Source organism: Kocuria sp. CPCC 205260, assembly GCF_040981045.1.
Taxonomy (GTDB): Bacteria; Actinomycetota; Actinomycetes; order Actinomycetales; family Micrococcaceae; genus Kocuria; species Kocuria palustris.
Genome location: NZ_JAVKPT010000013.1, coordinates 1 through 11,189 on the forward strand (window position 1 = coordinate 1; position 11,189 = coordinate 11,189).

The 11,189-nt window shown below is 68.1% G+C and carries 11 protein-coding genes and 2 pseudogenes; all 13 read right to left on the bottom strand.

The features are described from left to right. Positions 1 to 22: 22 nt before the first annotated feature. Positions 23 to 340, bottom strand: a complete 318-nt coding sequence (locus RF645_RS12720; protein WP_082330954.1) for a transposase — start codon at positions 338 to 340, stop codon at positions 23 to 25. A 47-nt stretch (positions 341 to 387) separates the two neighbouring features. Next, positions 388 to 1,575, bottom strand: a pseudogene (locus tag RF645_RS12725) (IS256 family transposase); the annotation flags it as partial. A 253-nt stretch (positions 1,576 to 1,828) separates the two neighbouring features. Continuing rightward, entirely contained in the window at positions 1,829 to 2,356 is a 528-nt protein-coding gene (locus RF645_RS12730) for a DinB family protein (protein ID WP_053447552.1), read from the bottom strand. Beyond that, positions 2,353 to 2,976: a class I SAM-dependent methyltransferase gene (locus RF645_RS12735; protein WP_235444487.1), complete on the bottom strand. Its 624-nt coding sequence runs from the start codon at positions 2,974 to 2,976 to the stop codon at positions 2,353 to 2,355. The genes RF645_RS12730 and RF645_RS12735 overlap by 4 nt, the downstream gene beginning before the upstream one ends. A 179-nt stretch (positions 2,977 to 3,155) precedes the next feature. After that, entirely contained in the window at positions 3,156 to 3,761 is a 606-nt protein-coding gene (locus RF645_RS12740; RefSeq protein ID WP_053447554.1) for a cadmium resistance transporter, read from the bottom strand. A gap of 135 nt (positions 3,762 to 3,896) precedes the next feature. Next, the gene (lspA, locus tag RF645_RS12745; protein WP_053447555.1) at positions 3,897 to 4,415 is read right to left on the bottom strand and encodes a signal peptidase II; all 519 of its coding nucleotides are present in this window, start codon (positions 4,413 to 4,415) and stop codon (positions 3,897 to 3,899) included. Then, the gene (locus RF645_RS12750; RefSeq protein ID WP_053447556.1) at positions 4,412 to 6,361 is read right to left on the bottom strand and encodes a cation-translocating P-type ATPase; all 1,950 of its coding nucleotides are present in this window, start codon (positions 6,359 to 6,361) and stop codon (positions 4,412 to 4,414) included. Before RF645_RS12750 ends, lspA begins: the two co-directional genes overlap by 4 nt. Beyond that, on the bottom strand, positions 6,358 to 6,729 hold the full coding sequence (locus RF645_RS12755) for a helix-turn-helix transcriptional regulator (protein ID WP_053447557.1): 372 nt from the start codon (positions 6,727 to 6,729) through the stop codon (positions 6,358 to 6,360). The genes RF645_RS12750 and RF645_RS12755 overlap by 4 nt, the downstream gene beginning before the upstream one ends. Before the next feature lie 152 nt (positions 6,730 to 6,881). Next, positions 6,882 to 7,526, bottom strand: coding sequence for a vitamin K epoxide reductase family protein (locus tag RF645_RS12760; RefSeq protein WP_053447558.1), 645 nt, complete (start codon positions 7,524 to 7,526; stop codon positions 6,882 to 6,884). 51 nt (positions 7,527 to 7,577) lie between these two features. Further along, on the bottom strand, positions 7,578 to 8,261 hold the full coding sequence (locus RF645_RS12765) for a thioredoxin domain-containing protein (RefSeq protein WP_053447559.1): 684 nt from the start codon (positions 8,259 to 8,261) through the stop codon (positions 7,578 to 7,580). A gap of 54 nt (positions 8,262 to 8,315) precedes the next feature. Further along, the gene (locus RF645_RS12770) at positions 8,316 to 9,230 is read right to left on the bottom strand and encodes a cation diffusion facilitator family transporter (protein WP_053447560.1); all 915 of its coding nucleotides are present in this window, start codon (positions 9,228 to 9,230) and stop codon (positions 8,316 to 8,318) included. A 167-nt stretch (positions 9,231 to 9,397) separates the two neighbouring features. Next, a protein-coding gene (locus tag RF645_RS12775) for an IS3 family transposase (protein ID WP_100244787.1) occupies positions 9,398 to 10,632 on the bottom strand; the annotation gives its coding sequence in 2 pieces (ribosomal slippage) (positions 9,398 to 10,323 and positions 10,323 to 10,632; 1,236 coding nt in all). Positions 10,633 to 10,698: 66 nt separating this feature from the next. Further along, positions 10,699 to 10,956: pseudogene (locus RF645_RS12780) on the bottom strand (ArsR/SmtB family transcription factor); the annotation flags it as partial. Positions 10,957 to 11,189 lie beyond the last annotated feature (233 nt).

Below are 11,189 nucleotides of genomic sequence, written 5' to 3' on the forward strand. Positions count from 1 at the left end.
GACGCTGGGCTATCTGACACCATCAGAGAAGCTCACAGAGTTCCTTGCGCCCACCGCTTGAATGCGCCATCGAGTTCGCCCGGCGCAGCTCACACACTTCCTTCTCCAGCTCGACCAGGCGTTGGGACTCGCTGGTCGTGGTCCCGGGACGGTGCCCCTCGTCAACCTCGGCCTGCACGACCCAATTCCTCAGAGTCTCGGGATTGATCCCGAGCTGCTCGCCCACACGACGGAACGTGCCCGACCTCGTCGATGGATCCCGTCGCGCCTGAACAGCCATCCTCGTGGCTCTCTCCCGAAGCTCGTCCGGGTACTTCCTCGGTGCTGCCATGCTCCTCATCCTCCCGTGGAATCAGAGCCTCCACCAGACCCGGGGCGATTCACCTTGCCGGTCGGGTCCAGGGCCATCACGGCGAGATAGACGCACTTGAGCGCGGCCTGCTCGTTCGGGAAGTGGCCACGCGCCTTGACGGCCTTGCGGATGCGGGCGTTGACCGACTCGATCGCGTTCGTGGTGCACACCACCCGACGGATCTCGCGGTCGAACTGTAAGAACGGCACGAACTCCGCCCAGGAGTTGGACCACAGCCGCACGATCGCCGGGTACTTCCGACCCCACTTCTCCTGGAACTCCAAGAAGCGCTCCTCGGCCTCGGCCACGGTCGCGGCCTGGTAGACGGGCTTGAGGGCCCGCGAGATCGCGTCCCAGTCCTGCCGGGCGGCGTAGCGGAAGCTGTTGCGCATCAGATGCACCACGCAGGTCTGCGCGATCGTGGCCGGCCACACGGTGGCCACGGAATCAGGCAGGCCCTTGAGACCGTCGCAGACGAGCATGAGCACATCCTCGACCCCACGGTTCTTGATCTCGGTCAGGACCTGCAGCCAGTACTTCGCGCCCTCTCCGCCGTCCCCGGCCCACAGCCCGAGGATGTCGCGGTTGCCGTCCACGGTCACGGCCAGGGCGATGTAGATTGGCCGGTTGGCGACCTGACCGTCACGCACCTTCACGTGGATGCAGTCCACGAAGACCACCGGATACACCGGGTCCAGCGGACGGTTCTGCCACTCGGACATGCCCTCGAGGACCTTGTCCGTGATCGTGGAGATCGTCGTCTTGGACACGTCCGCGCCGTAGACCTCGACCAGGTGTGCACTGATGTCCCCGTGTGTCAGCCCGCGGGCGGACAGTGAGAGCACCATGTCTTCCACGCTGCCCAGCCGCCGCTGCCGCTTCTTCACAATGGCCGGCTCGAATGTCCCGGCACGGTCGCGGGGCACCTCGACCGCCACCGGCCCAGCCTTGGTCAGCACCGTCTTCGCCCGGGTGCCGTTACGGCTGTTGCCGTCGCTGGATCCGCCACGCTCGTGGGGCTCGTAGCCCAGGTGGTCGGTGATCTCGCCCTCCAGAGCCGACTCCAGCACCAGCTTCGTCAGCTGGCCCAGCAGCCCGTTCTCCCCGGCCAGGTCCAGGCCCTGCTCTCGGGCACCGGCCACCAGCTGCGCCACCAGAGCCCGGTCCACCGCCGGCACCTCCTTGCCGCGATGCTCGGCGCCCTGCCGCTGCTCCCCAGTCATGGTCACGGGCTCCTGAACCTCCACGTTCTGCGATGCCATCACGTCATCCATCGGTCATACCTCCCAGTTCGGGAGTTACACCGAAAAACGTACAGTCCCTTTAACCCAGGCTATCGAGGTACCGGCACATCCCTGGGATCAGGATGGCCCGACCAGCGCCTTCAGCGGTTCCCGCGGTGACGTGGAGCAGACGTGCACGATGTCCACGCCGGAACCGCAACATGCATCACCAGGTCCGTGAATCGGAGCGGGTTCACGGTGCTCGGCTGAGCGTCAATTGCTGACGGTGGTGGTCGTAGTGCTGGGTGTCGTAGTGGTAGATCTCGGCCAGGCTCATCCAGTCCCGGAAGTAGGGATCCCAGTGCACCGGCATGTGCATCCCGCGGGCCAGCGCATCCTCCGACTCGATTCTGAGCCGGGCCTGCAGAAAGTCGAGGGTGCGGTCGAACCACCGGATCAGCCGCGGGCCGTGGATCACCCGGGCCGCACCCCGGTCGCTCTGGTAGTTGATGACGTGGAAAGCTCGGGTGCCGGCCTCCAGTGCTCGGGCGAAGATGCGGCTGACCGGATCGGGCAACCTGCCCACCAGGGGTAGCAGGCGGCGCACGATGAGGTAGCCGAAGAACATGTGGAACAGCAGCTGCCCGTTGGTCCACCGGGTGCCCGACGAGGGCCGGCGCAGATCCGCAGGGGTCGCTTCAGTGACCAGGGCATGGAAGTCCGCGCGAACCCGCTCCAGCTCCTCATGGATGGTCTCGGGGGTGATGGGCGCGCTGTTCATCGGCTGCTCCTGGAAGTGATGTCGTTGCCGGAAGCGTCCTGGGCATTGCCCGGCTTGTGGGCGACAAAGCGCACGACCGGCCCGCCGAAGGACAGCCGGAGGGCGAGTGGGTCCAGGCCGGCCTGGTCGAGGACTGGTTCGAAGGCTCCAGGTTCGATGAGCCGGTGCGGTGACCGATCGGCACGGTGCACCAGAGATACCATCCGTGAGGCCAGCAGGTCGTATCCCACGAAGGCCCCGCCCGGTCGCAGAACCCGGGCCACCTCGGCCACCGCGCGTTCCCACTCGATGACGTGGTGGAGCATCAGGAAGCTCAGAACCGTGTCGAACGACTCGTCCTCGAAGGGCAACCGAGTGGCATCGGCCTGACGCGCCTGGGTCAGGGGGAATCCGGCCAGGCGGTCCTGGGCGGCTTCGACCATCGCCGGGTCGGCGTCGGTCGTGGTGAGCCGAACCCGGGGATGGGCTCGGGCGATGGCTTCGGCCATCGCACCGCTGCCTCCACCGATCTCCAGCACGTCCCCGGTGACGGGGAACCCCTGGGTCGCCCAGGGAACCATCCGCCGGGCCACAAGAGCCCATGGCGCGCTGCGACAGAAGAAGGCCTCCAGCGCGGACATCCTTGGCATGGTCTCCACCTCTTAGCGCACCCGCATGGTTTCCGCCGAGCCTAGTTTCACCATCGACGGCAGTGAACCGTCCAGGCAGGAGGTGGGACGACCTGGCCGTTCACGCCGCCCCGGGGCGGGCGCGGAGGGCCAGCGTCCCGTCGTGGGGCTGAGCTCAGCCGGCAAGTGGGTTAGAGGCCGAAGGCCCCGCCCTCGAGGAGGATGGCCACGCCCAGGCCGATCAGCACGATCGGGAACAGGATGTGTTCCCACCGTTCCAGGACCTCGGCGATGGGTTTGCGGGTGGCGACGTACTTGGCGATGGCCACCAGCACCGCGACCATGGCCAGGAAGGCGATGCAGTAGGCCACCATCGCGGTCGGGCCCACGGTGACGAATACGGGCACGTAGACCCCGATGTTGTCCCCGCCGTTGGCGAAGGTGACTGCGGCGACAGTCCAGATGCTGACCTGTTTGCCGGCGACCTTCCCCTCGTCATCGTCATCATCGTCGTCGCTGCGCCAGACCTTCCAGGCCGCGATGAGGCCGAGGACCAGGGGGATGAGGCCGAAGTAGGGAATGGCCTCGGGCGGCAAAAAGGTGCTGGCGCCCAGGGTCACCAGCACGGAGGCGATCAGGATGCCGCCGAAGCCTACGTACTGGCCGATCCCGATTTTGACGGTGGTGCCTCGGACCCCGGCTCCGCGGGCGAAGAACAGGGAGAGCACGATGATGTCGTCGATGTTGGTGGCCGCGAACAGGCCGATCGCTTGCATCACGGGGGAGATGAAGTCCATAACTTGTCTTTTGTCGGGGATGGAAGGTCCCTGTCTCACGTCTGCTGTGCAGTCCTTCGGATGCGGCGGCATCCGTGCGGGGCGCGAACCGGCTCGGCGGCCCTGGTGGCAGGTCGTGGGCAGTGAGGTGGCCCGCTACTCGGTGGGGTCGGGGCGGGGTTCCGGGGCCAGCAGCGCGCCCAAGACGAAGACAACGACCCCGGTGGTGACGAAGGCGTCGGCGAGGTTAAAGGTGGGGAACCATCCGGTGTGCAGGTAGTCCACTACCCCGTTGCCGTCGAGGCGGTCGAGGAAGTTCCCAGCCGCGCCCCCGAGCAATAGGGTCGCTCCCGTACGGGCCAGCCGGGTGAAGGCGGGTGCCGTAGTGAGCAGGTACCAGGTCAGCCCCGCGATGATCAGTCCGGTCGCGGCGATGACGACCCAATCGGGCAGGCCCGCCCCGAGGCCGAAGGCCACCCCGGGATTGTGGTGCAGGCGCAGCGTGAGCAGCCCCAGATCCACCGTCTCGCCGCTCGCAAGCCGGGCTTCGGCCACGGCTTTGAGGATCAGGTCGACGGCGGCCAGCGCCGCCGCCCCGACCAGCAGAACGACTTTCCTGCTGCGGGTCTCCGGTCTGCTCGAGGCGCTGGTGCGGGGCGGGGGTGCGTCGCTCATGCGGCCGGTTCCAGGGCCGGGGCGGGCTGGGCGGCCAGGCGCGCAGTGTCACGGCGGATCCGGCCGGCGCGCACCCCGTTGGCGATGATCAAGATCTCGGCCACCTCGTGCACCAGCACCACCGCGGCCAACCCCAGGATGCCGAACAGAGCCAAGGGGATTAGCACTGCGATCAGCGCCAGGGACACCCCGACATTCTGCAGCATGATCGACCGGGTTCGCCGGGCGTGGTCGAGAGCCTGGGGCAGGTGGTGGAGGTCCTCGCCCATCAAGGCGATGTCGGCGGTCTCGATGGCCACGTCGGTGCCCATCGCGCCCATGGCGATGCCGATGTCAGCGGTGGCCAGGGCCGGGGCGTCGTTGACGCCGTCACCGACCATCGCCGTGGGGCGCTGCTCCCTGAGGGTGCGGATGATCTCTGCTTTGCCCTCCGGGCGCAGGTCGGCGTGGACCTGAGTGATGCCGGCGGCCTCGGCCAGGGCGGTGGCGGTGAGGGTGTTGTCCCCGGTGAGCATCGCGGTGGTGTATCCGGCGCGGTTGAGCCGGGTAATCACCTCTCGGGCCTCCGGGCGCAGCTCATCACGCACCGCGATCGCCCCAAGCACCTTGCCGTCCTGCTCGATGAGCACGGCCGTGGCCCCGGCGCGCTGCATCCGCTCGATTTCGGCGGACAGGGGCCCGGGTGTGATCCATCCGGGGCGGCCCAGGCGCAGACGCGCGCTCTCGAAGGTGCCGTACAGCCCGGCCCCGGGAACGGTGTCCACGTGGGTCACCTCGGCGCGCTCAGATGTGGCGGCGAGGATGGCCCGGGCCAGGGGGTGTTCGCTAGCGGCCTCCAGCCCAGCCGCCAGAGAGAGCACCCGCTCTCGGGTCGCCCCGGCGGTGGTGGCGACCTCGATGACGGCCGGGTTGTTGCGGGTGAGGGTGCCGGTCTTGTCCAAGGCAATGGTGCGGATCTTGCCCAGGGTCTCCACCGCGGCCCCGCCCTTGATCAGCACCCCGATGCGGCTGGCCGCCCCCACCGAGGCAACCACGGTGACGGGCACCGAGATCGCCAGCGCACACGGGGAAGCGGCCACCAGCACGACCAAGGCGCGTTCGAACCACAGCAGCGGCTCCCCGACAATGAACCCGTAAGCCACGATCAGGGCCGCGGCGATGAGGATTCCCGGCACCAGCTTGCTGGCGATGGCATCGGCCAGCCGCTGGCTGGGGCCCTTGCGGGACTGTTCGGCCTCGACGATGTGCACGATCTTCGCCAGAGAGTTTTCCTCGGCCGTGCTGGTGACCTCCACCTCCAGCGGGCCGGTGCCGTTGATGGACCCGGCGTAAACCTCCGAACCCGGTCCGACCTCCACCGGCACGGGCTCCCCGGTCAACGCCGAGGTGTCCACCGAGGTGCGGCCAGTGAGGATCCGTCCGTCAGTGGCCACCCGCTCCCCGGGACGGACCACCATCCGATCCCCCAGGACCAGCTCGGCCGGGGCCACGGTGACCTGCACCCCGCCACGGAGCACCGTGGCCCGATCCGGGACCAGATTCAGCAGCGCACGCAGCCCGCGCCGGGTGCGCGCCACCGAGTACTCCTCCAACGCCTCGGCGATCGCGTAGAGGAAGGCCAGCGCCGCCGCCTCCTCGATCGCACCCAGGGCTACCGCCCCGACGGCGGCGATCGTCATCAACGTGCCGACCCCGATGCGGCCCTTGGCCAGCTGGCGCACGGTGGAAGGCACGAACGTCCACCCCGCCAACCCCAGCGCCACCACGCTCACGACGGTGGTCAACCACTCCGAGCCCTCCAGGAGGTGGATGAACCACCCGACTGCCAGCAGCGCTCCGGCCGCGGTAGCGAACCGCACCTCGCTCACCTGCCAGAAACCAACCGGCTCCGTCTCCGCCTCCTCGTGGTGAGCGGGATCGTCGTGGGCGCAGCAAGCATCACTCATCGAACAACCCCCTGGTTCTCTTGGGCCTGCTGGGCGTCCCGGCCGTAGTTCGGGCACAGTGCGACCTTCGACCCGGTGGCCGCCAGCAGGGTTTCGGCGGTAGCCAGTAGGTCCATCAGCTCCGGGCGGTCCAGGGCATAGAAGGTCTGGCGGCCCTCGGACCGGCCGGCTACCAGCCCGCAGTCCCGCAGACAGGCCACATGGGCCGAGACGGTGGACTGTGCTAGTCCGGTCTGCTCCACCAGATCTCGCACCCGGGCCTCTCCGGCGGCCAAGCGGGCCACGATGGTCAGGCGAGTGGGATCGGACAGGGAATGGAACAGGGCCACGGCCGGGTCCAGGCCGGTCGCACAACTAATATTCGGCATGACCCGATGGTATCGCTTAAAACCGATTGATCGGACCGGGGCAATGTAATGTTGTTTGCCTCCGTGCGCCGCAGCCCTCTTGCCCCCCGACAGCACACGACCCTGGCGCCCCTCCTTCAGGGATACCGGGGCCGAGGTCGCTCAGGGGTTGGTCAGAGGCCTGTGAAGGCGGTGAAGAAGCGGAAGAACACCGAGGCGGCCACGGCCACGTAAGTGATCGCCACCAGGGTCCAGGCCCACTCGGAAGCGAAGCGCACCAACCGGGGCGGGGCGGGAATGATGCCGTGGGCGAGGTTGCGCACAGTGAGCAGGATGAACAGCGGGATCATCGCCGCCCACACGATCATGCAGTACAGGCACAGGATGTAGATGGTGAACAGCGCCTGGGACCACAGCCAGATCACGAACACCATGCCAGCGGTGACTCCGATCTGCAGGCCGATCCAGTACCAGCGCCCGAACCGTGCCCCGGCCAGGGCCGCCATGGCGGTGGTGATGACCACGGCGAAGGCGATGATGCCGATCAGCGGGTTGGGGAAGCCGAACAGCTCCGACTGCCAGGTGCCCATGACCTGACCGCAGGACACCCACGGGTTGATGTCGCAGCTGGTGACGTGGTCGGGGTCCCGGTAGAGCTCCAAGCGCTCGAGCACCAGGATCGCTGAGGCGATCCACCCGATCACCCCGGTCACCAGCAAGGTCAGGGCGAAGGGGCGGTGGCGGGCGAAGCCGGGCAGGTGCGCCTGCCCGTCGGGTTCGCTGCCGTGGGGGCGGTCGATGGTCGTGGAATCAGTCATGGGAGGGCCCCTCGAGGGTGCAAGCGGTCGGTGGTCTGGTGACGGAGTGAGTCAGCTGGTGGCGGCGGCTTCGATCTCGGCTCGGAACTGCTCCAGCGTCTCCGGGTTGAGCACTTCCCCATCGAGGAAGAACATCGGGGTTCCGCCCACGCCCAGAGCCTCACCGTCAGCGACGTCGAGCTCGATGCGCTCCTGGGTGGCCGGATCGGCCATCGCGGCATCAAAGGCGGCCATGTCCAGGCCGAGGTCCTCGGCGAAGCCGCGGAAGACCGCGCTCTGGTCCTCGGCCGACTCCCCCCATTCGGTCTGGGTTTCGTACATGCGCTGGTACATCGCCTCGTACTGGCCCTGCTGGGCGGCGGCCTCGACCGCGAGGGCGGCGTTCATGGAGTTGCGGTGACCAGGCAACGGGAAATAGCGGTGAACGAAGGTGACGGTGTCGGCGTATTCGGCCCGCAGCTCCTCGATAACGGGGTAGGCGGCCCGGCAGGACTCGCACTCATAGTCCAGGAACTCCACCAGCACGGCTTGTTCGTTCGGGGCCTGGGAGAGCACCCGGCTGTTCTCCCGAACCACCTGTCCCCCGTCATCGGGCACCGCCGGGGTGGAGTTGGCCCGGGCGATGAGGATGGGGATGGCCACGGCTGCCACGACGGCGGCCAGGAGGACCCACACGATGATCTTGGCCTTCGAGGACTTCTGCTGTGGGGTGATGGTGCTGACGGTTGTGCTCACAGGGGGTTTCCGTTCTGCGTTCAGGGAGCGGGGCGTACCGGGGGTGGAGGCTCACTAGGGGTGGAGGGTCTCATCGTGGCGGTGGGAGGCCGGTTCGATCTGGAAGGTGGAGTGCTCGATGGCCACGTGGAAGTCACGGGCCACGCAGGCCTGCAGATCCGCCAGCACGACACCGGCGTGCTCAGCGGTCAGGCAGCCGTCGTGGATGGTGACGTGGGCCGAGAGCACCGGGGTGTCGGAGTCGATGCGCGAGGCGTGCAGATCATGCACGCCCACCACGTGCGGCAGGGCTTCCAGGCGGGTGCGGACCTCATCGAGGTCCAGGCCCTTCGGGGTGGTTTCCATCAGGACCTCGATGGTGTCGCGCAGCAGGATCAGGGCCCGGGGGACGATCAGGGCGGCAATCAGCAGGGACACGATCGCATCCACCTGGGTCCAGCCGGTGGTGGCGATGACGATCGCGGAGACGATCACTGCTACCGAGCCCAGGGCGTCGTTGGCCACTTCCAGGAACGCGGCCTTCATGTTCAGGTTCTCCCCCCGGCCCGAGGCGAGGATGGCCAACCCGATGATGTTGCCGACCAGCCCGATCACCCCGAACCAGAGCATGGCCGTGGACTCGACCTCCGGGGGGTCGAACAGCCGGCGGACCCCTTCGACGGCGATGAATCCGCCCACGGCCAGCAGCACCGAGGCTTGGGCGGCCGCGGCGACGATCTCGGCGCGCTGGTACCCCCAGGTGCGTTTGTCGGTGGCCGGTTTCAGCGCCAAGGTCGCGGCGGTCAGGGCGATCAGCAGTCCGGCCGAGTCGGTGAACATGTGTCCGGCATCGGCCAGCAGCGCCAGGCTGCCCGAGATCACCGCGCCGATGATCTCCGCGACCATGATCGTGGCGGTGATCGCGAACACCACCGCCAGCTTCCCCCGCCGCCCGGTGCCGGCGTGGGAATGGTTGTGCTCTCCACTCATGCCGGAACCTCCTGGGTGGTGGCGTCATCGGCGAGATCCTCGGCGGCACACTCGGGTGTCCCGCACCGGCACACCGACTCGACGGTCAGGATCGTGCCCAGCAGATCCTCCAACGCGTGGGCCAGCTTGGGCCTTGACCCTGAATCTTGGACACGGTGTCATTTCGGTTATGCCGCTTCCGGGAGTGTAGCGGAGGCGGCGGCTTCGTAGGCGTTCGGAGCGATGTTGCCGATCGCGCAGTGGCGCCTGCGGGTGTTGTAACGGTTCGCCCACCGGAACACGGCCCGGTATGCCGTCGGCGCGTCGGGGAACCCCGCCCGACCCTCGAGCAGCTCGCGTTTGAGGGCGGCGTTGAAGCTCTCGGCGAGGGCGTTGTCGGCCGAGGAGCCGATCGCGCCCATCGACTGCGTCACGCCCAGGTCCGTGCAGAGCTGCGCGTAGGCCTTCGATGTGTAGACGGCGCCGTGGTCGGAGTGGAACACCGTCCCGGCCAGCGTCCCGCGCTCGTGCCAGGCGGCCTTCAGCGCGTCCTCGACGAGCTCGGTGCGCATGTGATCGGCCATGCTCCAGCCGGCGAGCTTGCGTGAGCCCAGATCGATGCAGGACGCGAGGTAGAGGTTCGTGCCGTCGGCGATGGGCAGGTAGGTGATGTCCCCGACGTAGCGGCGGCACGGCACGCCGATGCTGAAGTCGCGGCCGAGCAGGTCGGGGAACCGCCTGCCGGACTGGTCCGGGAGCGTGGTCCTCACGCGCTTGCGCAACCGGATACCGGCCAGGCCGTGCTCGCGCATCACGCGGGCTACTCGCTTGTGGTTGACCCGATCGCCGGGCGTCGTGCCCTCGTTGAGGTCGGCCGTGACCCGGGGCGCGCCGTAGGCGCGGTCCCCGCCCCGGGCGGGATCCTGCAGCACCTGGATCCGCGCCACCAGCGCCGCGTCGGCCGCCGCTCTCGCTGCCCGTGTCGGCGCGGCGGCCAGCCACGCGTAGAACGATGACCGGGCGACCTCGACGACCTCGCACAACCGCTTCACGCCCCAGGCGTCCTTGTGGTCCTCGACGAACTGGAAGCGGTTCACCAGTTCGTCTCCCCGGCGAAATACTTCGCCGCCTGACGGAGGATGTCCCGCTCCTGCGCGAGCTTGTGGGCCTCGGCTTGCGCTGCGGCCAGCTCGGCTTCCAGCCTCCTGACCTTCGCCGCCTGCGACTCCGACCGCCCCGCGACCGGAGCGACCACCTCCCCGGTCCTCGTGGTCCCGGAGCCGAGCTTGTCGACCCACTCCTTCAACGAGCCCCGGGACACGCCCAGATCCGCCGCGATCCCCTTGAGCGTCGCGCCCGGCGTGGACTCGTACAAGTCCACCGCCCGGCGACGGAACTCGTCGGTGTAGTTCTTCCTTGCCATCCTTGGATTCTCGCTTCCCCAGCATCGTGCTGGATTCCGCGTGTCCAAGATCAGGGGTTAAGCCCCCTTCGGGTCCGAGAGTTCATAGCGCACGTTGCGCCCAGCCGGCACACCCACGACCAGCCCGCAGTCACGCAAACAGGCCAGGTGATTGGACAGGATCTGACGGCTCACCCCGATCCGGGCCGCCAGGTCCGAGGGCACCGCCAGGTCCGAGGGCACCGCCGGGCCCTGCTGCAACTGCAGCAGCACCGCGGCCCGAGTGGGATCGGCCAGTGCTTTGCCGAACCGGGACATCACCTCGACCGGGGACAAGATCCTCATGCACTAACCGTACAGCGGGAGCTGTACGGATCCGGGCCCACTCCTGGGTCCCCGTCGCCCAGAGGCAGGCGCGCCCCATTGAGTCAACATTCAGGGGCGCTGACTGAAGCGCCCTGGGTTTCGTTCCGAGGTCAGGGCACCGCGGGCGCGGTCACCTCGAGGTCAGTGTAAGCAGCCTCGACCTCGACCGGGGTCCGGTACCCCAGTCGTTCGTGGAGCCGAGCCGTGTTCCA

Excerpts from the sequence above, each read along its gene's own strand:
- RF645_RS12760 (WP_053447558.1), bottom strand. The coding sequence starts at position 7,526 with ATGACTGATTCCACGACCATCGACCGCCCCCACGGCAGCGAACCCGAC.
- lspA (WP_053447555.1), bottom strand. The coding sequence starts at position 4,415 with ATGAGCGACGCACCCCCGCCCCGCACCAGCGCCTCGAGCAGACCGGAG.
- RF645_RS12755 (WP_053447557.1), bottom strand. The coding sequence starts at position 6,729 with ATGCCGAATATTAGTTGTGCGACCGGCCTGGACCCGGCCGTGGCCCTG.
- RF645_RS12770 (WP_053447560.1), bottom strand. The coding sequence starts at position 9,230 with ATGAGTGGAGAGCACAACCATTCCCACGCCGGCACCGGGCGGCGGGGG.
- RF645_RS12735 (WP_235444487.1), bottom strand. The coding sequence starts at position 2,976 with ATGTCCGCGCTGGAGGCCTTCTTCTGTCGCAGCGCGCCATGGGCTCTT.
- RF645_RS12750 (WP_053447556.1), bottom strand. The coding sequence starts at position 6,361 with ATGAGTGATGCTTGCTGCGCCCACGACGATCCCGCTCACCACGAGGAG.
- RF645_RS12740 (WP_053447554.1), bottom strand. The coding sequence starts at position 3,761 with ATGGACTTCATCTCCCCCGTGATGCAAGCGATCGGCCTGTTCGCGGCC.
- RF645_RS12730 (WP_053447552.1), bottom strand. The coding sequence starts at position 2,356 with ATGAACAGCGCGCCCATCACCCCCGAGACCATCCATGAGGAGCTGGAG.
- RF645_RS12720 (WP_082330954.1), bottom strand. The coding sequence starts at position 340 with ATGAGGAGCATGGCAGCACCGAGGAAGTACCCGGACGAGCTTCGGGAG.